We start from the raw sequence: 24,694 nt of genomic DNA on the forward strand, positions 1-24,694 counted from the left end.
TAAAACGTCCAAAGTGCAATCAAATATTTATATTATTTTTTTTATTGTTATTTGTAGTGTACGGGTGCTTTCTGAATCAACTCTGAATTTATCAACTATAATCTCATTGGCATAATGACATGCTGACAGTGACAAGTCTCATTTTGGGTATCGACCATGCAACTACTGTTGGCATCTTTCACATACAAGCTAACGGTTTGTTCATGCATTGAATTTAATACATCTAGAAGATAGTTCACATTAAATCCAATTTCCATTTCTGAGCCATTGTAGTCGACAGCCATATCTTCATGAGATTCATCCTGATCGGAGTTTTGAGCATGCACGGCTAAAAGATTGGGGCTAAGAGCTAGGCGAATGCCTTTAAATTTATCATTGGATAGAATGGCGGCACGCTGCAATAAGCTACGAAGCAATTCTCGATCGGTTTGTACAATTTGATCATTGTGTTGCGGTAAAACGCGATTAAAATCTGGAAAACGGCCATCAACTAATTTGCAGGTGAAAACGGTTTCTTCTAGTTGAACGGTTAAATAATTCTTGGCCAAAGAAAACAAAATTAAGCTGTCATCTTCAGATAACAGTTTTTGCAATTCCATAACCCCTTTGCGAGGTAAGATGGCCTGTGTTGCGGTTAATCCTTCAGTTTCTAGTAGGGTTGAACAAGTAGACAGCCGGTGACCATCGGTTGCAACAACACGTAAGGTTTGGTTGCTAATATCAAATAACATCCCATTTAAGTAAAAGCGCACGTCCTGTACTGCCATGGCAAAAGCCGTGTTGTGCAGAATTTGTTTGAGTTGGAACTGTGCAATAGAAAAAGATAATTCTGTTTGGGTTAAATCAATGGTGGGGAAGTCATCGGCAGGCAAGGTTGACAGTTTAAAGCGTGAACGACCCGCAGACAGTTGACAGCGCATATCTTCAAAATCGAGCAGAATCGTTAATCCATCTGGTAAAGATCTTACAATGCTAATCAGTTTGACAGCCGGCAAGGTCACACTAAAATCGCCATCGCTACTTTCCAGTTCGGTTGATGCTCGGGTTTCAATTTCCAAGTCGGAGGCGGTGACTGTTAGCGTATTTTGGTGGATTTGCAATAAAATATTGGCCAAAATCGGCATTGTTTGGCGCTTTTCTACCACACCACCGACGGTTTGGAGAACCTTTAACAAATTTTCTCGTGAAAGACTGATTTTCATTTGAAACCCTTTAAGCGATTTAGTATTTTGGTTTGGTAATTATGCCAATTTTCAGCATTAATTGGGTGAAATTATGGTCATTTTTATTGTTTAAGCTAACAACCTTAATCTTAATTGGTAATGATACGAATTAGGCTGTTGAAATCATCATCAATTCGATGATCTGTTTCTTTAAGTTCATTGATTTTACGCACTGCATGTAACACGGTCGTGTGATCTCGACCACCAAAGGCATCGCCAATTTCTGGCAGACTGTGGCTAGTGAGTTCTTTCGATATTGCCATTGCCATTTGTCTGGGGCGTGCTATATTGCGAGTGCGCTTTTTAGAAAGCAGATCCGCTACCCGAATCTTGTAGTAATCGGCGACGGTTTTTTGAATATTTTCAAGTGTGACCATTTTCTGTTGCAAGGCGAGTAAATCTTTTAGCGCTTCTTTGGCCAAGGCAACCGTCACCATTTGCTGGGTAAATTGTGCAAAAGCGCCAACTCTCTTCAATGCACCTTCTAAATCTCGCACATTCCCTCTTAAACGTTTAGCAATAAAGAAAGCAACTTCATCTGGGAGTAAAAATCCAAATTCACTGGCTTTTTTCATCAAAATAGCCACTCGCATTTCAAATTCAGGCGGTTCCACTGCGATGGTTAAGCCCCAGCCAAAACGCGATTTTAGACGGTCTTCGAGTCCGTCAACCTCTTTGGGGAAACGGTCACTGGTCAGAATGACTTGTTTATTACCTTCCAGAAGGGTATTGAAGGTGTGGAAAAACTCTTCTTGAGATTGATCTTTATTGGCAAAGAATTGAATATCATCAATCAATAGCGCATCTAAAGAACGGTAAAACCGTTTAAATTCGTCAATTTTGTTATGGCGTAGCGCATTGACCATATCGGCAACAAATCGTTCTGAGTGTAAATAGGCGACTCTGGCACCGGGTTTGCGTTTTAACAGGTCATTCCCTATAGCATGCATTAAATGCGTTTTACCCAGGCCAACGCCCCCGTAAATAAAGAAAGGGTTATAGCTGCCTCCAGGATTGTCGGCTACCTGCCTAGCGGCTGCTGCGGCTAATTGGTTCGCCTTCCCTTGGACAAAGGTATCAAAGGTAAAGTTCGCATTTAAGTTGTGTTTAATGTTTTTCTTAGTTGATGCCTTAGATGCCCCAGCGTTTTCATTAGATACATTCTTTTTATTGGTTGGCTTCAAGGAATCAAGTGGCTCAGATCTTGAGGATTCTTTTAACGGTTGCGGTAGCAATTGGTTGTCAGCTTCATCAAAACTGTCAATGGCATAATCCCCCACTTCAATCACGACTTCTGGTGGGTTAACGGGAACCACCATGCCGACGGCTTGCTTGATATGGGATAAGAGCTTCTTGTTGACCCAATCCAAAATAAAGCCAGAAGGAGCAATTAAACGCAGGGTTTTTTCTTCTTCAACGGCCTCCAGTGGACGAATCCAAGTTGAAACTTGTTGGTTATTTAGTACCGATTCGAGCTGATTTAACACTTGTGGCCAAAGAGGATTTGTCAAAATAATACTTCCAGTATGCAAGGGTGTTTGGTTTGATGGTTTGTGACCAATCAAAATAATTAAGAGCAATCAAAAATTGTAGAGAGATTATACGCTGTAAAAATACTTTATCCTAGTCCATGCCTGTGGATAACCTGTTGAAAAAGGCTGTGGATAAAATTAGTATAATCGTTATTAACATAATGATTATTATGCTAATTCTGTGGTTGTTAAAAATTAAAACCAAAACATTTTTATGGCTAATATAAATAACAATATGGCAAAGGCTTTGCGCAGGGTGTTCGCGGGTAATTGATGGGTCAAACGGGCACCCATCGGTGCCGTGAAAAAACTGGCCAAGGTGATGCCAATAAACGCTGGCCAATAGAGATAGCCAGTTGTGTAATTTGGCAATTGGGTCACTTGCCAGCCGCTTATCATAAATCCCAGTGTCCCTGCTGAGGCAATGGGTAAACTCACGGCTGAAGAAGTGGCGATGGCATGACGAATCGAAACATTATGCCAAATCAAGTAGGGCGTGGTTAGGGTACCACCGCCAATTCCTACCAAGGTGGAGAGGCAGCCAATTACCGTACCAGCACTGGATTGACCAATCCATCCTGATAGGGTTCTTTGTGGGCTGGGTTGCATATTCAATAATAGCTTAAAGGCAATGGCCATTTCAATAATGGCAAACAACTTGGCTAAAAAATTGGCACTGATTAGATGCGCAATTAAACTGCCGAGTAAGCCCCCTATCACCACACCAGGGGTGAGCGTCTTAAATAGGTCCCATCGTACCGCAGATGCTTTTTGGTGAGTTTTGACCGATGCGAGAGACGTGATGAGAATGGTTGCCATGGAGGTACCGATGGCAAGATGAACCAAGTGTTCACCGTCCAGAAATAGCACAAATACGGTAGTTAATACCGGCACAATAATGAGCCCACCACCAATGCCGAACAGGCCAGCAAAAAATCCTGCAATCATGCCGGTAACCAAATAAAGGCCGAATTCTAATAACATATGTGGTTTAAGCTATCCTTTTATAAACCTGGTGCTTTCCACATGGTTTCGGTTAAGCCCGCGTTGACCAATTGTAGTTGTTTATCATAAACGGTTTGCCAGCGTTGGGCGATGTCCGCATAAATCGCTGTATTGGTGGAATTGGGTTCATAAGTGGTTTGCCATTGGACGATGGTTTTTGCGGCCTCTGGTAAAGAAGTATAAATGCCCACGCCAACACCAGCTGCCATAGCTGCACCTAAGGCGGTGGCTTCTTTGACCACCGGGATTTTGACAGATTTACCCGTGACATCGGCTAAAATTTGTGGCCATAGAGTGCCTTTACTGGCTCCCCCTGCAAATACGAGAGTGTCACTTTGCATGCCAGAAAAAGCTTCAATATTTTTCAAATTCAATGCAGAGACAATACAGGCATTTTCTTGTAAAGCTCGAAATAAAGCCGCTTTATTACATCGGCTCGGATCTAAATTCAAATTAATAAAACTGGGACTGGCGTGCATCCAATGGCCGTATTTCATGGTATCAGAGAAAATCGGTAAGATGCCATGGCTGCCGACCGGAACCGACTTGGCTTGAGTTTCTAGGAGTTGATAAACATCACAACCTTGTTGTTGGGCTTGTTGTTTTTCCAACTCACAAAAGGCATCGCGGAACCAACGCATGACAAACCCACTGAAAAAAGAAATGCCTTCGGCTTGCGATTGCCCTGGCACCACATGCGGATTGACCCGGATTGAGCTATCTGCTGGCGGCGGTGTGGTCGCCGGAATATTGACCACTTGTTGCCAAAAAGTCCCGCCTAACACAGCGGATTGTCCCAATTCGACGATACCCAGACCCGCCGCGCCCAGTTGTACATCACCACCGCCCATCATCACGGGTGTTCCAACTTTTAAGCCTGTTGCTTTAGCGGCTTTAGCCGTGACGTTTCCAAGTTGAGTCCCCGTTTCCAAAGAGGGTGGAAACAGACTTTCTGGAATGGCGAGTTCCGCTAGAATCGATGAAAAATTACCCAGGCCTGGTAAAAATTGACGCTGCTCAAGGGAATAGAGACCGCTGGTGCCAGCATTGGATGGATCGCTGGCCAGCTCTCCAGACAACTCGGCTAACACCCAGTCGCTGATCATGGTCATTTTATGAGCTTGCGAAAAAATATCGGGGTGATGTTTTTTAAGCCATAGCAAACGCGGTAAAGCACCCAATGCAAAAGTTTGCCCAGAAGCGGCATAAAATTGTGCTTCCAAATCGGGATAAGCTTGATTAAGCCATTTCACTTCTTCCGCCGCACGGGCATCGACATTGGCTACCGCCCAAATAGGTTGATTGTCGGCATTGTAAAGCACGATGCCTTCCCGCATGGACGTAGCAGAAATACCCTGAATTTGGTCCGCGGATGCCTGAGCTTGCTGCATCGCTTGACGAATACAACGGCAAATTAACTGCCAATTTTGGGCGCAATCAAATTGCATGGAGTTGGCCACCCCCGGTTCAGAAATGTGGTGCCATTCTTCCTGTCCTACTCCTAGTTGATTGCCTTTCGTATCAAAAAGCACCGCACGGCCAGAGCCAGTGCCTGCATCAATCGCCAATAACAGTGGTTGCATTTAGGGGTCCTCTTGATTATTTCTATTGGAGGTTAGGATTTTTTGAGCTTCGCCTGTTCCAATTCCCAATATTCCATTTCAAATAACTCAGCATCCGATAAGGGCACATAACCGCCTAAATCTTGAGCCCGTAGTATCGCTTCAAATGTATGGTTGTTGATGTCTTGAATAATACTGACTTCTTTTTCGGTTTTGCCAAAAGCCAAACTTCCCTCACCTTGAATAATGACATAGTTCGGCGCGGGATTGAGACAGGTTTCCCCCGTTTGATACTGATCAAAATAGCGCTGATAGGCGGTGATATAGGCTTGCAGTTCTTCGTCTATCAATGCCTCATCGCCGGATAAAATTAACGGTTTTTGCTTGGTGCGGATAATATGATCCGGTGTCAGCACACTGGCTTGCTTAAGAACGGATAGATCCCTCTGTGCAAGCGCTTTGGCAATGGAAAACGGGTTGACCATTGCCAGAATGGTTTCAGGCGCTTCTGGACATTTGATTTGCGCGACGGCACTTGTTAGTTTTGATAAATAAGATTCGGTGACGCCTTCACTTGGTAGTGGATTCGGCAGTTGGGTGTTTTCAAGTAAATAGTTTTCGGCCAAGCCAGCTAATTCAATCATCTTGTCATAAGCGGTTTTGGCAGAGTCACTGAAGGTAAACAAACCGTGATGTTCTAATACCATACCATCATATTGAGACCAATCGAGGTCTTTGGTTTGTTCATAAACCGCTTTGGCCAAAATAAACCCAGGCATGACATAAGGGACAAACAGTACTCGGTCGCCATAAATTTTTTGCAAAATAGTTTTGCCATTAGGGGTGTTGCTAATGGTGACAAGGGCATCGGCATGGGTATGATCAACAAATTTAAATGGAATCACCGCATGCAAAATCGCTTCAACCGATGGATTGGGCGCTTCTGGGTTAATCATCGCTTGGCGTTGTTGAGCCACCATATCGGTATCAGAGAGGTGATCTTGTTGAGCCATCGACAGAAGAGTACTCATTTTGACTGGTGCAAACCCGGCTGGTTCAATGGTTTCTAAATCCCAACCAGAGCCTTTGACATATAAAATGTCTTCGCCATTGACGGTTGATTTTACCGAGGTATTGCCGCCACCGTGCATCACCAAATTAGGATTGTTTCCCAATAATCGTGAGGTATAAACCCGCATCTCTAAATCATTGTCGAAGGCCGCTGCATCTTCATCATTCCACAGGTTTTCCATAATTACGCCTCTTCTTTCACAAACGGTTGACCCGGTTCCCAATCAATATAAACCGAATCTTTTTCAGTTAGATGTGGTGCCTTGATAAACACCGCTTTAAAAGGGGTGTCGGTTTCATTTCGGAAATAATGGGCTTCGTTCGGATCACAGCGTAAATAGGTGCCGGGTTTGATTACCACTCTTTCACCATCCACATAAACGGCACACTCACCTTCCAATCCCAAAAAAGATTCTTCTTGTATGACATGTTTATGGCAAGGGTGATGTTCACCAGGGGTAATTACTACTACACCTAAATCCACATTAGGCCCTGTCGTTAAATATTTGGGGCCGTGGGTTTCAAAGCGGTATTCGTGTTCGTTTTCGTGGGTCATATACATTGTTATACTCCATTGGCCAGTCCGAATTTGGCCAGTTATACGGTTAGACGTTTTATAAAGTTTACCATTTTAGTCGTGATGGTGATTGATGCAAAATAGGGTATTAATTGGCAAAGTCTTCAGGTTCATAGCCGAGATTAGGCGCCAACCACTTTTCGGTTTTTTCGATTGTCCACCCTTTGCGCACAGCATAGTCTTCAACCTGATCGCGTCCAATCGATCCCACACCAAAATAACGTGAGTCTGGGTGGGCGAAATAGGTGCCGGAAACCGCTGCCGTTGGGGTCATGGCAAAGCTTTCGGTAATCTCTAAGCCGATTGTTTCATCTGGCTTAAGCAATGCCCATAAATTACCTTTTTCAGTATGATCCGGGCAGGCAGGATAACCCGCAGCAGGGCGGATGCCCTGATAACGCTCACGAATTAAATCATCATTATCGAGTTGTTCATCAGGTGCATAGCCCCATTCTTGTTTGCGAACCAATTCATGCAGGGTTTCAGCAAAGGCTTCGGCTAAACGATCGGCCAAAGCCTTGAGCATAATAGAACGGTAATCGTCATGGTTGGCTTCAAAGGCGGCGATATGCTCATCAATGCCGACGCCGGCTGTGACTGCAAAGAAACCAATATAGTCATCAACCCCGCTGCCTTTTTCGGCAATAAAGTCCGATAGGCAATTATTGGCACCGCCACGAGATTTATCGGCTTGTTGACGTAAATGATGGAAGGTATCAATCACTTCGGAACGTGATTCATCAGTATAGATTTCAATATCATCGCCCACACGATTGGCAGGATAAAAACCATAAACTGCCTTGGCGGTCAGCCATTGCTCATCAACAATTTGCTGTAGCATTTCTTGAGCATCGGCGAATAACTTACGTGCTTCTTCACCCACCACCTTGTCATCTAAAATGCGCGGATACAGTCCGTGTAGTTCCCAAGACTGGAAAAAAGGCGACCAATCTATGCGTTTCACCAATTCAGATAAGGGGAAGTCATTAAGCACTTTGTTGCCAAAGAAGGTCGGCTTAACGGGGGTGTAATTTGCCCAGGCCTGGTCAGTTAACGCTGGGTTTTGACGCGCTTGGTTAATGGAAACGCGTTTTACCATTTTGGCACGTGCCTTACGATCTTCTCGCACCTTTTCATATTCGGCTTTGATTTTAGCGGCAAACTCGGCTTTTTTATCTCGTGAAATCAAGTTTTGTGCCACGCCCACCGCGCGGGAAGCATCCTTAACATACACCACAGGGTGATCATATTGCGGTTCAATTTTGACGGCAGTATGGGCTTTAGAGGTGGTGGCGCCCCCGATCATCAGGGGTAAATCCATGCCGCGTTCTTGCATCTGTTTGGCGACATGCACCATTTCTTCCAAGGATGGTGTAATTAATCCAGACAGTCCTATGACATTGGCACCCTGCTCAATTGCGGTATCCAAGATTTTTTCGGCTGGAACCATCACTCCCAAATCAATCACTTCAAAATTGTTGCATTGCAGCACTACGCCGACAATGTTTTTGCCAATGTCATGGACATCACCCTTAACGGTTGCCATGACGATTTTACCCTGTACCTGGCCAGACGATTTTTCAGCTTCTAAATAAGGATCAAGGTAAGCCACCGCGCGTTTCATCACGCGCGCGGATTTCACCACCTGCGGTAAAAACATTTTGCCCGAGCCAAATAAATCACCCACCACATTCATGCCGTCCATTAACGGACCTTCAATCACATTAATCGGTGCGCCCAGTTTCTGATACGCTTCTTCAGTATCTTCTTCAATATAGTCAGTAATGCCTTTGACCAGGGCGTGCTCTAATCGTTTTTCAACGGTGGTATCACGCCAAGCAGTGTCAGAGACTTTTGAAGCAACCTGACCATCACCCCGGAAGGTTTCAGCTACTTCCAATAAACGTTCACCGGCTTCAGGGTCTTTATTTAGGATGACATCCTCAACGGCTAGGCGTAAGGCCTCTGGAATATCATCATAAATGGCCATTTGCCCTGCGTTAACAATCCCCATGTCCATGCCTTCTTTGATAGCGTAGTACAGGAAGACCGAATGAATGGCTTCTCGCACGGGGTTGTTGCCGCGGAAAGAGAAAGAAACATTGGAAACCCCGCCGGAGATTTTGGCATAAGGCAGGTTGGCTTTAATCCAAGTCACGGCCTGAATAAAATCTAAACCGTAATTATTGTGTTCTTCGATTCCGGTGGCGACTGCGAAAATATTGGGATCAAAAATAATGTCTTGCGGTAAGAAGCCAACTTTGTCGGTGAGCACGCGATAAGAGCGTTCACAAATTTCAATCTTGCGCGCCAGTGTATCCGCTTGACCTTGTTCGTCAAACGCCATGACAATCGCCGCGGCACCATATTTTTTCACCAATTTAGCATGATGAATAAAGGCCTCTTCGCCTTCCTTTAAAGAAATGGAGTTGACCACGCCCTTACCTTGAATGCACTTCAATCCCGCTTCAATCACGTCCCATTTCGAAGAGTCGATCATAATCGGTACGCGCGATGCTTCGGGTTCTGAGGCTAATAAGTTTAAAAACTTCACCATACAGGCTTTTGAATCCAGCAAACCCTCATCCATATTGATATCAATAATCTGCGCGCCGTCCTCAACCTGTTTGACGGCAATATCAATCGCTTCGTTGTAGTTTTCTTCAATAATCAATCGTTTGAATTTAGCAGAACCGGTGACATTGTTACGCTCGCCCACATTGACAAACAAGCTCTCTTCATCAATGTTTAATGGCTCTAATCCCGATAAACGACAAACGGGTGCGATGGTTGGTCGTTGGCGAGCAGGAAAGGCTAAAGCGGCCTTGGCCATTGCCTCAACATGGTCTGGTGTTGTACCACAACAACCACCGATAATATTAATCCAACCGTGCTCAGCCCAGTGTTTGATTTCTGCGGCCATTTGTTCTGGGGTTTCATCATACTCACCAAATTCATTGGGCAAACCGGCATTCGGATGAACCGACACATAAGCTTCACAAACACGGCTTAATTCTTCAACATAAGGGCGCAACTCTTCCGGACCCAAGGCGCAGTTAAGGCCAACAGAGAGGGGTTGTGCATGGGCAATGGCATTATAAAAAGCTTCGGTGGTTTGCCCAGACAAGGTGCGACCAGATGCATCGGTAATGGTGCCTGACAGCATGATCGGCACTTCAATTCCTAACGCTTCTTCAACGGATTTCACCGCAAAAATAGCGGCTTTGGCATTGAGCGTATCAAAAATGGTTTCAATTAGAATGACATCTGAGCCGCCTTCCAGCAGCCCGTTCGTGGCCTGCTCATAGGCAGTGACTAATTCATCAAAATGGGTATTGCGTTTACCTGGATCGTTCACATCCGGCGAAATGGATGCGGTACGATTGGTTGGCCCCAACACCCCGGCAACAAAACGGGGCTTGCCATCTTCATTTTCGGCTTGAATACAGGCTTCACGAGCAACGCGTGCGGCCGCGATATTAAGTTCTGTTACCTGATCCTGCATATCGTAATCGGCTTGGGCAATGGTGGTGGCATTAAACGAATTGGTTTCGATGATATCGACACCCTGGCGCAAAAAAGAGAGGTGAATGTCGCGAATCAACTGCGGTTGCGTCATTGCCAAAATATCGTTATTGCCTTTGATATCCATGTGATAGTCGGCAAAAAGCGTACCCCGAAAATCTTCTTCTGATAGTTTCAGGTTTTGCACCATTGTCCCCATCGCGCCATCCAAGACCACGATTCTTTCTGCTAATAAGGATTTTAACTGGGCAATACGCTCACAACGATTTTCGGATTCAGACATAACACATCTCTTAAGACAGTGAAAAATTGCTATTTTACCATAAGGTAGGTTGCTTGAATGTCAATCAGCTTTTTAAGGTATGTCGTAATAATTGACCCAGCACTGCTGACACATGGGGGTGCCGAAAAACAACTGTGACCGATCTTGGCAAGGCGTTTAGTCCAAGTTTGTCCACTCAAGTGACTTGTCGAGTTAGTCTGGAGGAGGCGAGAGAAAAACCTTCGCAATCAAAACGGGGGCTGTTAGACGAATTTGCATCCTTTTTCTGTGGGATTTTATAACCCAATCCTTCCGTTAAACTTGACACAGTGACCGCGGCCACTATGATGACGTGTAACTTGAATTAAAGTTAATTTAGACTTTTTTCAGAAAATAATTAATCGTCATAAGGAGTTTGTATGAAGTACGTTGTTACAACGGATAAGGATGTGGATACAGTTTGTCGTGAAATGGAGACAGTGGTTCCTGAACACCAGTTCGGCATTGTTGCGGTGCATGATTTGCAAGAAACCATGCAGAAAAAGGGCGTTGAGTTTGATCAGGCCGTAAAGGTGTTTGAGATTTGTAATCCTAAAAAAGCCAAGGCTGTGTTGGAAAAAGACATGGATTTGGCAATGGCATTGCCTTGTCGTATGGCGGTTTATGAAGATGCGGGTCAAACCAAAATCAGTATGATGGCACCGGCGGCCATGCTGAAAATGCTCAATCCAGATCCAGAATTAGAGGCGGTGGCCTTAGAAGTTGAATCCACTTTTAAAGCGATGATGGATCAACTCAAGTAGCGTTTTCTACTGGGAGCTATTGCTCCTGTTTGAGTATTCAAGCTTGCGTGATTAGAACTGGGTGGTGACTTTATTTCGCCCAGATTCTTTTGACTGGTAGAGGGCTTTATCCGCCTTTGACACCGCATCATCTAAACTATTGCCAGAGTAGGTCATGCCTTGACTGATGGTAAATTTCACCCCAGTTTGTGGTTCGGACTCGGTTTCAATTGTGTGCCGGAGTTTTTCGGTTAAGGCTTCCACTTCATCCGTGTCTTCAATCGCGCCAAATACACAGAATTCTTCCCCGCCAAATCGTGCCACCAAATAATCGGCAAAAATCGTTTGTAAAGTATGGGCAGTAAACACGATCGCTTCATCGCCTTTTTGATGTCCATGGGTGTCATTTACCGTTTTGAAATGGTCAATGTCGGCCATTAGTGTGAAGAAGTAGCCTTCTTCCTTTTGAATTTTTTCCAGTAAACCGTTACCTGCGTCGAAAAAATAGCCACGATTATACAGTCCAGTCAGAGCATCGGTTTGAGAGAGTCGTTCAATGGCTTGATAGCTTTCGACTTGTTCGATATTTTGTTTGACTCGCGCATAAAACTCTTCGGGGGTGAAGTTAATATTATAAAAGTCATTGACTCCATATTTCATCAGTTTAATGGCTTCGGTAATATTCTCGGTGTCTTCACACACAATAATGGGTAGGTGGTTTTGACTAAATTGGTTCCGAACTTTTTTAGTCAACTCAAAAGAATTGTTGGCGATTTGGGTTTGCACGCTGTCTAATACAATTAAGCTGGGTGTGGTGTTTTTAAGTTCTGTGAGAAGTTCTGAAGCGTTTTCATAAAAACTGACATTAAAACGGTGGTTGCGTAACATCCCTAGTATCATTGAACTGTTATGTCCAGTTGAACTCAGTACCCAAACGTCACGTTGCGCATTTTTATAGAGCTGGTGGGTAATATCAACGGCATAGCGAATGGAGGCTAGGGTGTCTTTTATGACGTAATCCGCGACTTTTAAGCGGAACATTTCTTTGCGGGTTTCCTCTTTAAAGGAACCCGTTAACACCACAGTGGTAATGTGTTGGCTTTTAAGATAACGAATGATTTCGCCATTAGCAGAGTCTGCTAAGTGTAGGTCACTCAGACAGACCGTGATTTGCTTTCCGGAGTCGATAATGTGCTTGGCTTTGGCCATGCTATCCGCCAAATAAATAGGTTGGGATGTCAATTTTTCGAGTTCGCTTTTCAGCAAGCTAGCGATCGATTTTTGGTCTTCAATAATTAAAAAAGAATCGGAGGACATTGTCAGAGTTACTCGTGCAGTATTGTTATTGTAATTTCTAATAAAAAATAACTACTTACTATACATTTTTTAAAGGGGGCCAACAAGCCAAATTTGGCATCCATTTTGACCAGGCCTGGTTGTTTTGCAGGGAAACGGGAATCAATAAAGAGCGGTTATTGGGTTATTGTAATATTTAGCCCTTGCTCCGGCGCTATCGGCATTGGAACTTTGTTATAATTCAGCGCCTGATGAAAGCACCGTTAAAAACGGATGCCAATGAAAAGAGACGATTTTCTGACCATGTTATGTCAAACCTACCCGGATCAATATGCCGATCAATTAGTTGAGAAGCAACAACGCCTTTCGAATTTATTGGGCGAGTTACCTGCATTTGATTGTTTTGCTTCCGCACCGTCTCACTATCGGGCACGAGCTGAATTCCGGGTTTGGCATGAGGGTGATCAAACCGACTACATCATGTTTGATACTGAATCGAAACAAAAAGTGGTGATAAAAGAATGCCCAATGGTGTTGGCATCCATTGCCGGTTTAATGCCAAAACTGATGACTGCAATCGTGGCGGAACCCGTGCTGAGACGCAAATTATTTCAAGTGGATTTTCTGGCGACCTTGAGTGGTGAAATGTTGGTGACATTGATTTATCGTCGGTCACTGCAATTAGAAACCCATAATGGTGTGCAAACCGATCCAGATTGGTTGGCAGCGGCTCAGGCGCTAAAGGCATCCTTGCCCATTAGCCATATTATCGGCCGAGCCAGAAAGCAAAAAATTTGCTTAGATCAAGATTTTGTCACCGAACAACTTCAAGTGGATGGGCAAACTTTTCAATACCAGCAGGTCGAAAACAGCTTTACTCAGCCCAATGCACAAATGGCGCAGAATATGTTGCATTGGGCGCGCAAAATGGCGGCGATTGCCAATCCTGACAAGCATGGAGATTTGATTGAACTCTATTGTGGTAATGGTCATTTTTCGATTGCGTTGGCCGACCATTATCGTCAGGTTTTGGCCACTGAAATTTCCAAAACGTCTGTTGCTTCAGCACAAGTCAATATTGCTGCCAATCAAACCCACAATGTGACGGTGGTCAAAATGGCCGCGGAAGAAATTTCTTCTGCCCTAAAAGGTCAAACCTTTAGGCGATTAAAAGACATTGATTTAAACAGCTATGATTTTAACACCATCTTTGTTGACCCGCCTCGATCAGGGTTGGATGATTTAACCCGAGAAATGGTGGCACGATTTGATCATATTATTTATATTTCTTGCAATCCAGAAACACTCGCAACAGATTTGGTTGAAATTGAGAAAACACATGAAGTTGTTCAAACCGCACTTTTTGATCAGTTCCCTTACACCCACCACATTGAAAGTGGCGTGTTTTTAAAGAGGAAATCACAATGATTTTGGCTTGGTTGGGCGCACTCTGTATTGGTTTAAGCTTGGGTTTATTGGGGTCTGGTGGTTCGATTTTAACCGTCCCAGTTTTAATTTACCTTGTTGGGCAAGACCCTAAGGTTGCCATTGCCGGTTCTTTGTTAATTGTCGGTATTATCAGTATTTCATCGGCACTGCCTTATGCAATGCAAAAGCAGATTCGGTGGCGCACAGCGCTGCTATTTGGTGGACCGGGCATGTTGGGTGCGGCTTTGGGTGCTTGGGGCGCGCATTATGTGAGCAGTACCCTTCAAATGTTGGTGTTTGCGGCCTTACTATTATCAGCAGCTTATTTGATGTTTAAACCGGTGAATTTGGATGAAAACGATGAACCCACATCTGAACGGGCATTTTATAAAATTGGACTAGATGGCTTAATTGTTGGTGCCATTACCGGCTTGGTCGGCGTTGGCGGTGGGTTTTTAATTATTCCGGCTCTGGTGTTATTGGGTGGGTTATCCATGCGATTGGCGGTCGGAACCAGTTTGGTCATTATTGCGGCAAAATCGCTCGTTGGGTTTGTGGCTTATTTGCAGGTTCTAGAAGCGCAGTCACTCAGTATTGATTGGCACATTATCTTATTGTTTTCACTGATTGGTGTCATTGGTGGTTGGTTAGGACATAAGGCCAGTAGTTTGGTCAATCAGTCATTATTAAAGCAGGTGTTTGCTGTCTTTTTGGTGCTGATGGGCGGCTTTATTTTTTGGCAGAATATCAGTGGGTTAATGGCCTAAGCGGTTATTGATCCCTTTATTTGCTTGACGTCGTGGATCGATGGCCTTTTGCTTTACGGTGTTGAATATTTTGAAGCATCTCGCCATCCAATTCATAAGCTTGCGCAAACCCTTTTACAAAGTTGGCTTGGGTTGGCGTGAGTTCAAAAAGATGGAAGTCAGCTAAATTTCGTAAGACTGAAATCATTTCACCTAACTGGGCTTCCATCGCATCGATCAATTTTGACCAGTCTGCATCTGTTCGTTCTATTGCACGGGCTGAAACTTTGAGCGTTGCCCGTTTTCGTGCAAACAGGTCACTGGCAGTTTCTTCTGCTTCAATAAACAATAAACTCGCTGCTGGTGTCTTCATTAAATTATCGGTATGCTGTGCCAATTCAGAAATAAAAATATAGAAATGGCCATTTTGTTGGAGAATCGGCGCATAACTGGCATCAGGCGTGCCAGTCGCGTTGACTGTTGCTAAAATAGCCGATTGGAATGTTCCAATAAAGGCATGGAAATCATTGGCAATTTGATTGAGCGCTGGTTTCATGGCATTCCAAAAGTTTACGACATTGAAGTTAGCAGGCTTAACTGTGAAAGGTTGCTTGCCAAGTTAACGCCAATTTTAACGCAACAGCCGCTCCGAAGGAATGCCATTGCTGACAGAATCTAACAACCCCCTATCAACTGTTTTGAAAAATCCACCCTGGTTGCTGTTTTGGCTTGGAGTGTTCCTTTTCGTTTTGGCTTTCTATTCCCTCTCAATTGGAGCCATGTCCATAACTCCTTATGACCTGTTGGCTAGCTTAATCGGTCAAGCAGATCAGCCACAAACCGCCATGATTATCACCGAAATTCGTTTGCCACGGGTTGTTTTGGCAATTTTGGTCGGAGCAGGCCTGGGCATTTCTGGTGCCGCAATGCAAGGGTTGTTTCGAAATCCTTTAGCCGATCCGGGGTTGGTGGGCGTTTCCAGCGGTGCCGCTCTGGGTGCCGTAATGATAATTGTATTGGGAGCGACTTGGTTCCATGGTTGGCTCAGTTATTTAGGTGCTGCCGCTTTACCCTTAGCCGCCTTTTTGGGAGGGCTGGCAGTGACCAGTTTAATCTATCGTTTGGCTACCCGAAATGGTCGAACCGATGTGGGGTTGATGTTGCTGGCAGGGGTGGCACTTAATGCAATGTCAGGTGCTGCAATTGGACTTTTAAGTTATTTTGCTTCAGCCGAGCAATTACGCTCACTGACTTTTTGGAGCCTGGGATCCTTAGCAAGCGCGGATTGGTCTTCGATTAGCATGGTCTCTGTGCCCATCTTGTTGGCAGTCATTTGGTTGCCATTTTCAGCGAGAGGGCTGAATGCCTTTTTAATGGGTGAAGCGGTTTCAAAGCACATGGGGTATAACGTTAAGCAGCTTAAATGGATGGTTATCGGCTTAACGGCATTAGCGGTGGGCGCGGCCGTTTCAGTCAGTGGTGTGATTGGGTTTGTTGGGTTAGTGGCACCGCATATTGTTCGATCCCTGACAGGACCCGACCACCGATGGGTGATGCCTGGCAGTGCGCTGGTTGGCGCATTGCTGGTTTTAGGGGCTGATTTGATTGCACGTAGCCTACTCGCCCCGTCAGAGATTCCGATTGGTATTATTATGTCTGCGATTGGTGGCCCTTTCTTTTTATGGTTGCTGATGCAGCGTCGACCGAGAGTAGGGTTTTAAATGTTACGTACTCATCACTTGTCAATTGAACTGAATCACCAATGCATCCTGTCAGACCTGGATATGACCTTTGCTCCCGGTAAACTTGTCGTTTTACTGGGGCCGAATGGCGCAGGCAAAACAACGCTGTTAAAAAGCCTAGCGGGAGATTTGATCGAGGCATTACCTCAAGTTTCCCTAGCCGGAGATTTTCTTGAAACCTATACGCCAGAAGTTCTGGCAACTCATCGGGCAGTCATGCCGCAGTCCATTCAATTGGATTTCCCTTTTTTAGTCTCGGAAGTGGTCGAAATGGGCTTGATTCAGCAGTTTTCCGTTTCTAGTCGGCAGAGTAAAGTGATGGAGGCGCTGTCTTGGTTTGATATGACAGAGCTGGCACATCGTAATTATTTAACGCTTTCTGGTGGCGAACAGCAGCGAGTGCAATTGGCCAGAGTGTTTGCGCAAATTGGTTTTCAACCCGAATCTGCCTGCCGATATTTATTGCTTGATGAGTGTACTGCCCACTTAGATTTAGCACATCAACACCAAGTGTTTAAATTGCTAAAAAACTGGGTTGCCCAGCGTGGGGTAGGCGTGATTATGGTGTTACACGATTTAAACTTGGCAGCGCAATATGCCGATGATCTAGTTTTAATGCACCAAGGAAAATTGGTTTGCCAAGGGAGTGTGCAGCAGGTGATTACCGAACAGCACATTGCTCAGGTGTATGGTATTGAAGTTCAGATTCACCAAAACTCTCATGGTTGGCCAATGGTTGCCCCTATCTAATCGGTTTTGTAAGTTAGCGACAAGTCCGTTGTGGCTTAACCGTGAGTTTTGATAAAATCTTGGAACACCAAAAAGGGTAGGGGTTTTGAGAAAAAATAGCCTTGAATGTCATGACAGCGTCGTTTTTCAAAAAAGGCCAATTGCCTTTGTGTTTCTAATCCTTCGACCGTGACCTTCAAGTCAAATGTTTGTGCCAAAGCCATAATCGCATTGACCACCGCGACACTTTCGTTGGAGTCAGGCACTTCATCAACAAAAGATTTGTCGATCTTGAGTCGAGTAATGGGCAGTTGTTGTAAGTAATTCATAGAAGAATACCCCGTACCAAAGTCATCAATGGCCAAATCAATCCCCATCTTTCTAAATTCCCCGAGTGTTTGAATAGCAGATTGTTCATTGGTAGCGATATAACTTTCGGTCACTTCTAGTTCCAGTGCTTCTGCAGGCATCTGGTTGGCATCTAAGCTATTTTGAACGGTCGTCAAGATATCGCTAAACTGCAATTGAATATTGGATACATTCACACTGAGCTGATTGAGCTTTAACCCCGCTTGTTGGAGAAGAGCCCAGTCAGCACAGGCCTGGTTAAGTACCCGCTGACCGATTTCAATAATGAGGTGGGTTTCTTCGGCAATTGGAATGAATTCATCAGGACGAACTTGCCCAAGCATTGCGCTATTCCAGCGAAGGAGGGCTTCTGCCCCAACCACTTTTTTACTATGGACATCTATCTTCGGTTGATAGTGAAGATGGAATTCCGAGTCCTTTTTTAAGGCGAATTTAAGTGCTTGGATAATGTCACTGCGTCGTTCAATCGAGTCGGAGAGTTCTTTTGAATAGAAGCTAAAATTATTGCGACCATTGTCTTTTGCCATATACATGGCTAAGTCGGCATTTTTAGTCAAGGTCAGGGCATCTTTTCCATGGTCAGGATAAACGGCAATACCAATACTGGTAGAAATATTAATTTCGTGTTCGGAGCATTTAAAAGGTTGATGAAATGAGTCGATAATAAGTTGAGCGATTTCTTCAAGTGATTCTCTGGAATGAAAGCGAGTGGTAAACACATTAAATTCATCACCACCGATTCTCGCGAGGCCATCGCTTTTTTGTAGCGTGTTATCTAAGCGGTTCGCCACCTTTTGCAAGAGTTCATCGCCAATATCATGTCCCAGCGTATCGTTAATTTGTTTGAATTGATCCAAATCTAAAAACAATAATGCTAAGGGGTGCGATTGGCGTTTAGCCAGTTTCAATGCATAGTTGAGTTCAAGACTAAATAAACTGCGATTCCCCAGTGTGGTTAACGAATCGTGGGTAGAAACAAATTCTAGGTGTTCATGGGAGCTTTTCAGTTCAGATTCACGGCGTTTAACGGTAGATGCCAACTCATTAATTTGAAAAGAAATATCTTCAAGCTCATCCCCTGTTTTGACCAGTGGCGTACTACTATAGTCGCCTTGCTTGATTTTATTGATTTGTCGCATCAGCGAATCGATAGGGTTTGATAGGCGGGCTTTAAGGAACTGGTATGCCGTTAAAAGTGCGACAGAAATAATTAATAATAAAAATAAAATTAATTGTTGGCGATTATCCGACAAGGTTTGGTTTAAAAAGGTTTTGTCCCACTCTAGCAATAAATAAAGAGGCGTATCCTCTGTGGTGAGGTTGTAGATAGCTTGGTAGCCTTGGTGTGACTCAGTAAAGTTGGTATGTCGTTGCTTTGCAGTCAGTAACGGCTGGGAAAGGAGCTTATATTGCGGATTAGTTGAAATTGACAAGTTGACATTGAGTTCTTTTGAAACCGTTTCAAAGTAGCTTGCATTTAAACGACTTGCCATTTCAATATGAGCTAGGGTCTCTTTTGAATGGTCTTTAAAAATACTTTCGTGTCCAATAATATATAGGCTGCTATCGAGAAAGTGATAAGTGGTTAGGCTGCCATGTAGGAGTTGAGGCTGAGTGTAATATGAGAAGTGTTTAAACTTGATGGATTGAGGTGCTTCATAGGGATGTTTTTGGTAAGCGTCATCCAGTTCATGTTTACTAAAAAGCCATTTTTGGCCGTTTTCATAAGAAACAAAATTGAGTGTATAGCCATTTTTATTTTCATAAACAAAGGCAATTAATTCTTCATTGTGGTCATATAGAGAAATGTAGTGGTTTAACGCATTTTTAACCTTTTCCAGTAATAATTCGGCAATAATTTTCTTTTCTTCATCGAGCAAAATCGCATTGTAATTCTGTTTATCTTGGTAATTATTGACGAGAGAGATAGAAGCTTGCAGTGCTTGATCCTTGGAAATATAGTCAATCCCTTCTTCCAGTTTGGTCTGAGTATTGACAATATCCGTAGCAACCCGGTTTTCTGCATACAGAAATTTTAATCGGGTTTGCTTTTCATAATTTTCTTTAAGAAAAAAATCAAAATACACGCCAATAATACCCATGGTGGCCACAATCGAAATCAGGACGATAAAAGAGATTTTGGCGTTTAAAGAAGCTTTATTCATGAATCGGTGCTTAAAGTGGGTTTGACTTAAAATATAGGCTTGACGGAATTGACATTGGTTTTGTCAACAATTTTAACGGGGATAAAATAGTGCTTGGGAACGCTTTCCCCTGCTAGAATTTTAAGTGCAAATTCCACGGATTTGTCTCCGCCCAGTGGAAATAACACCGAAGCGGTTTGTGTGTCGTTACGAATTGCCGTTTGCGCTTCACTGGTGTAATCACATCCGACCGTAATTAGGTTTGACGGATCCTTATCAAATCGCTGTAACGCGCTGCGAACGCCACTGAGCATACTGTCGCTTTCAGAAAAGACTGCATCAACTTTTATACCGTCTTTAAGCACTCCTTCCATTGCAATAATGGCATCACGGCGTAGATAGTTACCTGTACGTTTAATCACTTTAATCTTGGGGTATTTTGCCATTTCTTTTAAAAACCCTTCGCTACGCAAGTGCGTTACGTCTGCTGTTTGAAGGCCTTCCATTAATAAGACCTGACCTTGATAGTTGAGTTTTTTGGCAATGTACTCGGCTCCGAGCTGACCAATTTTGACATTGTCGGAGTTGATAAAACTGGTGTAATTTTCTGACTCAATACCTCTGTCTAAAATAATGACCGGAATCCCACTTTGATAGGCTTTGGTTACAACGGGAACTACGGCTTTGGCATCATTGGTGCCGACGATGATTAGGTCAACTTGCTGTTGGATAAAACGATCGATTTGATAAATTAACAAAGCGGTTTTACCTTTTGCATTTGATGCAATAAACCGTAAATTGTGGTGTTTAGCAACAGCCGCTTTAACTTCATTAACTTGCGCTTTTCTAAAGTCGTTCGCCATATCATCTTGTGCAAAGGCAATGGTCTTGGGAGTGTCGGCCAAAGCGACATTTGGGAGGATGAAGATAAGCCAGAGTAGAGTGCGGTATTGTTTTATCATGGTAGCCCCTTTACTTTTTTTGTACCAATCTTACCTGAGAATTGTATCTTAAAGGTGTAGCTTTGGTTGCCTTATTTTGAATGGACACCTGTGTTTTAGAGCTTCGGCTCTTGTTCAAATAATTAACTTGTTAAGTTTTTCTTAAGTCGGTGTGCTGATAATTACGCTTTAAAATCAATGAACATGCAACCTTGTGTGTGTTTTCTTAACTTCTGCCTTATCGACCTCGTTGGTTTGGCGCTTGTTAAAGTTTAAAATCAATCTCAAGAAGAATGCTATGAAAAATAAACGGAATCTATTGAACGCACCAACCGGTCTAAGCGCGTTTTTTGCCAAGCTATTAACGGTTCGTACTAAGGATGGTCCTATGAAAGGTGGGCGCTGGTCACTAAAAGCGGGCGGTAAAATCTTTCGAGTGATTCAAGGACGCTATGAGGTGGATCAAACCCAAGCGTTTGTCAAAGAAGTCAAGCCGGGAGATTGTTTGTTGGATGTTGGTGCCCATGTTGGCTGGTACAGCTTATTGTCTTCCCGTCTGGTTGGATCACAAGGTAAGGTGTTGGCGGTGGAGGCCAATCCGCGAAACTATTGGTACCTTAACCGTCATATTCAAATCAATGCAGATACCGATAATATTGATGCAATTCATCTCGGGGTTGCCGATCAAAAAGGCGTATTGCAATTTGAGGCGGGAACCGGAACCGGCACGGGCCATCTGGCCGAAGGTGATGCAGAGGACGCGGTGCAGGTGGCAACCGACCGTTTAGATAATCTGATTGCAGATCGTCAGTGGGAGCCAACCCATATTAAAATTGATGTTGAAGGCGCTGAAGTGATGGTGTTAAAAGGTGCGGAGCAGGTTCTTAAATCGCATAAGCCGCTACTTTTTCTTTCAACCCACGGCGAGACCATTAAGCAAGATTGCATGGCGTTTTTGTCCGAGTTGGGTTATCAGTTTGAAACCATGGCTGGTAAGGCCGTGACGACTGAAAAAGATTTTATTTGTCGCCACCTTTCGTAAGCTGATAAGCTAAAGTTCTTTTTATCTAGGCATGGATGAGGACTTTAATATGGTGCAACTCATTTCGGTAAATCTGGGAAGCATTCAAAATTATGTATGGCGCGGACAAACTGCATCGGCGATAGCCAAGCAGCCAACCCAATCTCCTGTTGAGGTTGCATCGTTAGGCATTGTCGGTGATCAACAGGCTGATAAAATCAATCATGGCGGTGTCGATAAAGCGTTACTGGTGATTCCTGAATCGAATTATCAATTACATGGGGTCGCTGAGCAACCATTTGGGTTTTTGGGCGATAATTTGACCCTGGCGGGGCTTGACGAGTCGGATGTTCAGATTGGTGACCAGTTGCAAATCGGTAGCGTATTATTAGAAGTCAGCCAACCGCGCTCTCCCTGTTGGAAGTTAGGAAAAATCAATGGCGATCAGCGCTTTGTAAAGCATTACAGCTTGTCAGGTCGGGTCGGTTTTTATTGCCGAGTGCTCCAACACGGTGAAATATTACCAGGCCTGGTCGTTTCTGTGCATAAAACGGGATCTGGTGCTGATATTCAACGGTTATTCTTAGCCAAGTTTCATCATAAAAGTCCCGCTGATTGGCAGATATTATCCGAAGCCGTTACGCTTAAAGCGCTGTCACAAAGCTGGCGTGAGGAAATCAGTCGCTTGTTAGCCAATCAATCTTCGTGATCATAACGGGGATTCCGTTCCTGTTTGGCCTTAAGCCGTGTAAAATACCGACTCTAATCTAAATTGTTAAATAAAGAAGTTGCTATGATGACGGAATCCCATGCCATGCCGACCCAAACAGAATCTGTAAAAGAATCGCCTACCGACCTGTTGCGTCCGCCGAAATCCATTTTAAAGTTAGTCGGTCGAGCCATTGCACAATTTCAAATGATTCGTGAAGGTGACCGGATTTTACTGGGATTGTCGGGCGGTAAAGACTCGCTATCATTATTATTGGTGTTAAAACATTTACAACGTCATTCTCCTGTTAAATTTGAATTGGGCGTTTGTACCATTGATCCCGAAATTCCAGGGTTTGATCCCTCTCCGCTAAAAGAATGGGTTGCCGCTTTAGGCGTGCCCTATTTTTATGAGGCAGAAGATATGGTAGCTTTGGCCGATGCGCACATGAAAGGGGATTCATTTTGTAGTTTTTGCTCCCGCCATAAGCGCGGAACCCTATACAGTGTTTGCCGTCGAGAGGGGTATAACGTATTGGCGCTGGCGCAGCACTTGGATGATTTGGCAGAAAGTTTATTGATGTCGGCGTTCAATGCCGGTGAGTTACGCACGATGAAAGCGCATTATTTGAATAATGAAAAAGATATCCGCATTATTCGTCCACTCGTGCGGGTACGAGAGTCACAAACGCGTGCTTTTGCCGAAGCAGCTGGCTTACCAGTGATTCAGGATAATTGTCCAGCTTGTTACAGCAAACCGCAACAACGTCAAAAGATGAAGGAATTGCTGCTAGCGCAAGAGCAGGAAAATTCGCACCTGTATGCTAATCTTTGGCATGCCATGCAGCCATTGGTGGCCGATGATAACCATCAAGGTACTGCCGAGCTCAAAAAGTAGAATTCAAAAGATGACAAAGCCCTCTCAAAAAGTCTTCCAAGGCAAACTCATTATTGGCCTATTGCGATTTTTCTCGTGGTGGTCTTTATCGACTAATCACCGCTTTGGCGCGGCGATTGGTTGGTTATTATGGAAATTACCGTCCCATCCTAAGCGGATTTCCAAGATTAATATTGAACTGGCTTTCCCTTACCTTTCTGAAAATCAGCGACAGCAATTATTGAAAAAAAGTTTAATTGAACTGGGCAAAACCACCACTGAGCTAGGGGCTCTATGGTGCTGGCCAGCCGAGAATCTGTTGCAGAAAATTCAAGGCGTCAGTGGAGAATCCTATATTGAAGAGGCCTTTGCACAAGAACAAGGCGTGATGGTGTTATCCCCTCATATTGGCTGTTGGGAAATTGTCGGGTTGTATTTGGCTCAAAATTATCCGATGACCATTCTCTATCGCCCCCCCAATATTCCCTATATGGAGTCCTTTATGACGCAGGTTCGTCAAAGAGCGGGGGCGAAGTTAGTGCCAACTGACTTGACCGGAGTCAAACGTTTACGACAGGCCTTACGCAAAAATGAACTGATTGGTATCTTGCCGGATCAAGATCCAGGCGCGAGTGGTGGCGTTTATGCCCCTTTCTTTAACCACCCAGCGAGAACCATGGTCTTGGTTTCAAAGCTGGCGGCAAAATCTCATTGTCGGGTGTTGACCATCGTTGCAGAACGCTTAGCCGACGGGCAAGGCTATCATTTGCATATTACCCCTGCTGAAACCAATGTCGCAGATGCTGATGAACTCATTGCTACCACCGCCCTAAACCGAAGCGTAGAAAAATGTGCTAAAAAGTTTCCTGAACAATATCAGTGGAATTACAAGCGTTATAAACACCCTCCTCAAGGCTCTCCAGACGTTTATAAACGTCAGTGAGGGTGAGTTTTTCTCATATCTATCTCTGTCGTGGCCAATTTTTATTGGCATTCGATAATATCCTAATGCGATTGACGCTCAATGTCTTTTATGCAATCCTTTTACCAAATTGGCTGACACGAAATAAAAAATATACAGTTAGGCAATTAAGTTTAATCTAAAAAGCATTAACCAGGTTAATGGTAAGGTTAAATGTAATAAAAAGTGACTA

Annotated in this window: 20 protein-coding genes; 9 read left to right on the top strand and 11 right to left on the bottom strand. The window is 44.0% G+C overall.

Annotated features, from left to right (window positions below; genetic code table 11):
- Positions 1–95: 95 nt before the first annotated feature.
- The 7 genes from dnaN to metH all read right to left on the bottom strand — a co-directional run bounded on the left by dnaN (position 96) and on the right by metH (position 10,778).
- Entirely contained in the window at positions 96–1,202 is a 1,107-nt protein-coding gene (gene dnaN / locus CYQ88_RS04680) for a DNA polymerase III subunit beta (protein ID WP_101840194.1), read from the bottom strand.
- Between the two features lie 110 nt (positions 1,203–1,312).
- Positions 1,313–2,734 (bottom strand): chromosomal replication initiator protein DnaA, encoded by a 1,422-nt coding sequence (gene dnaA / locus CYQ88_RS04685; protein ID WP_101840299.1) that lies wholly within the window; start codon positions 2,732–2,734, stop codon positions 1,313–1,315.
- A gap of 216 nt (positions 2,735–2,950) precedes the next feature.
- Positions 2,951–3,739 carry a sulfite exporter TauE/SafE family protein gene (locus tag CYQ88_RS04690; RefSeq protein ID WP_101840195.1) on the bottom strand — a complete coding sequence of 263 codons (789 nt, stop codon included), beginning with the start codon at positions 3,737–3,739 and terminating at the stop codon, positions 2,951–2,953.
- A gap of 20 nt (positions 3,740–3,759) precedes the next feature.
- Positions 3,760–5,343 carry an autoinducer-2 kinase gene (gene lsrK / locus CYQ88_RS04695; protein WP_101840196.1) on the bottom strand — a complete coding sequence of 528 codons (1,584 nt, stop codon included), beginning with the start codon at positions 5,341–5,343 and terminating at the stop codon, positions 3,760–3,762.
- 32 nt (positions 5,344–5,375) lie between these two features.
- Entirely contained in the window at positions 5,376–6,575 is a 1,200-nt protein-coding gene (locus CYQ88_RS04700; protein WP_101840197.1) for a class II aldolase/adducin family protein, read from the bottom strand.
- A 2-nt stretch (positions 6,576–6,577) separates the two neighbouring features.
- The gene (locus tag CYQ88_RS04705; protein WP_101840198.1) at positions 6,578–6,955 is read right to left on the bottom strand and encodes a cupin domain-containing protein; all 378 of its coding nucleotides are present in this window, start codon (positions 6,953–6,955) and stop codon (positions 6,578–6,580) included.
- Between the two features lie 103 nt (positions 6,956–7,058).
- Positions 7,059–10,778, bottom strand: coding sequence for a methionine synthase (gene metH, locus CYQ88_RS04710; protein WP_101840199.1), 3,720 nt, complete (start codon positions 10,776–10,778; stop codon positions 7,059–7,061).
- Between the two features lie 398 nt (positions 10,779–11,176).
- On the opposite strand from metH, the gene CYQ88_RS04715 reads away from it, so the two are divergent.
- The gene (locus CYQ88_RS04715; RefSeq protein ID WP_101840200.1) at positions 11,177–11,560 is read left to right on the top strand and encodes a DUF302 domain-containing protein; all 384 of its coding nucleotides are present in this window, start codon (positions 11,177–11,179) and stop codon (positions 11,558–11,560) included.
- A 51-nt stretch (positions 11,561–11,611) separates the two neighbouring features.
- On the opposite strand, the gene CYQ88_RS04720 is transcribed toward CYQ88_RS04715, so the two are convergent.
- Positions 11,612–12,856 (bottom strand): diguanylate cyclase, encoded by a 1,245-nt coding sequence (locus CYQ88_RS04720; RefSeq protein ID WP_101840201.1) that lies wholly within the window; start codon positions 12,854–12,856, stop codon positions 11,612–11,614.
- 258 nt (positions 12,857–13,114) lie between these two features.
- On the opposite strand from CYQ88_RS04720, the gene trmA reads away from it, so the two are divergent.
- Positions 13,115–14,263: a tRNA (uridine(54)-C5)-methyltransferase TrmA gene (gene trmA / locus CYQ88_RS04725; RefSeq protein WP_255408751.1), complete on the top strand. Its 1,149-nt coding sequence runs from the start codon at positions 13,115–13,117 to the stop codon at positions 14,261–14,263.
- A complete protein-coding gene (locus tag CYQ88_RS04730; RefSeq protein WP_101840203.1) occupies positions 14,260–15,030 on the top strand; it encodes a sulfite exporter TauE/SafE family protein in 771 nt (256 codons plus the stop codon). Before trmA ends, CYQ88_RS04730 begins: the two co-directional genes overlap by 4 nt.
- A 16-nt stretch (positions 15,031–15,046) precedes the next feature.
- Here CYQ88_RS04730 and CYQ88_RS04735 read toward each other — a convergent pair whose 3' ends face one another.
- Positions 15,047–15,565 (bottom strand): HugZ family protein, encoded by a 519-nt coding sequence (locus CYQ88_RS04735; protein ID WP_101840204.1) that lies wholly within the window; start codon positions 15,563–15,565, stop codon positions 15,047–15,049.
- A 100-nt stretch (positions 15,566–15,665) separates the two neighbouring features.
- Between CYQ88_RS04735 and CYQ88_RS04740 the strand changes: the two genes are divergently transcribed.
- Positions 15,666–16,730, top strand: coding sequence for an iron ABC transporter permease (locus CYQ88_RS04740; protein ID WP_101840205.1), 1,065 nt, complete (start codon positions 15,666–15,668; stop codon positions 16,728–16,730).
- Positions 16,731–17,501, top strand: a complete 771-nt coding sequence (locus CYQ88_RS04745; RefSeq protein WP_101840206.1) for a heme ABC transporter ATP-binding protein — start codon at positions 16,731–16,733, stop codon at positions 17,499–17,501. It abuts the gene before it with no gap.
- 35 nt (positions 17,502–17,536) lie between these two features.
- Here the strand turns inward: CYQ88_RS04745 and CYQ88_RS04750 are convergent, their stop codons facing one another.
- Both CYQ88_RS04750 and CYQ88_RS04755 read right to left on the bottom strand, forming a co-directional pair.
- Complete coding sequence (locus CYQ88_RS04750; RefSeq protein WP_101840207.1) at positions 17,537–20,014, bottom strand: EAL domain-containing protein; 2,478 nt, start codon at positions 20,012–20,014, stop codon at positions 17,537–17,539.
- 26 nt (positions 20,015–20,040) lie between these two features.
- Entirely contained in the window at positions 20,041–20,955 is a 915-nt protein-coding gene (locus CYQ88_RS04755) for a substrate-binding domain-containing protein (RefSeq protein ID WP_101840208.1), read from the bottom strand.
- Positions 20,956–21,232: 277 nt separating this feature from the next.
- Here CYQ88_RS04755 and CYQ88_RS04760 point away from each other — a divergent pair, with 277 nt between their 5' ends.
- The 4 genes from CYQ88_RS04760 (at position 21,233) to CYQ88_RS04775 (ending at position 24,483) form a co-directional block, all read left to right on the top strand.
- Positions 21,233–21,976, top strand: coding sequence for an FkbM family methyltransferase (locus CYQ88_RS04760; RefSeq protein WP_101840209.1), 744 nt, complete (start codon positions 21,233–21,235; stop codon positions 21,974–21,976).
- A 49-nt stretch (positions 21,977–22,025) separates the two neighbouring features.
- Entirely contained in the window at positions 22,026–22,664 is a 639-nt protein-coding gene (locus CYQ88_RS04765; RefSeq protein WP_158236008.1) for an MOSC domain-containing protein, read from the top strand.
- A 105-nt stretch (positions 22,665–22,769) separates the two neighbouring features.
- The gene (locus CYQ88_RS04770; RefSeq protein WP_101840300.1) at positions 22,770–23,561 is read left to right on the top strand and encodes an ATP-binding protein; all 792 of its coding nucleotides are present in this window, start codon (positions 22,770–22,772) and stop codon (positions 23,559–23,561) included.
- A 10-nt stretch (positions 23,562–23,571) separates the two neighbouring features.
- Positions 23,572–24,483 (top strand): lysophospholipid acyltransferase family protein, encoded by a 912-nt coding sequence (locus CYQ88_RS04775; protein WP_101840211.1) that lies wholly within the window; start codon positions 23,572–23,574, stop codon positions 24,481–24,483.
- The last annotated feature ends 211 nt before the right edge of the window (positions 24,484–24,694 follow it).

The organism is Hydrogenovibrio sp. SC-1 (genome assembly GCF_002848135.1).
Taxonomy (GTDB): domain Bacteria; phylum Pseudomonadota; class Gammaproteobacteria; order Thiomicrospirales; family Thiomicrospiraceae; genus Hydrogenovibrio.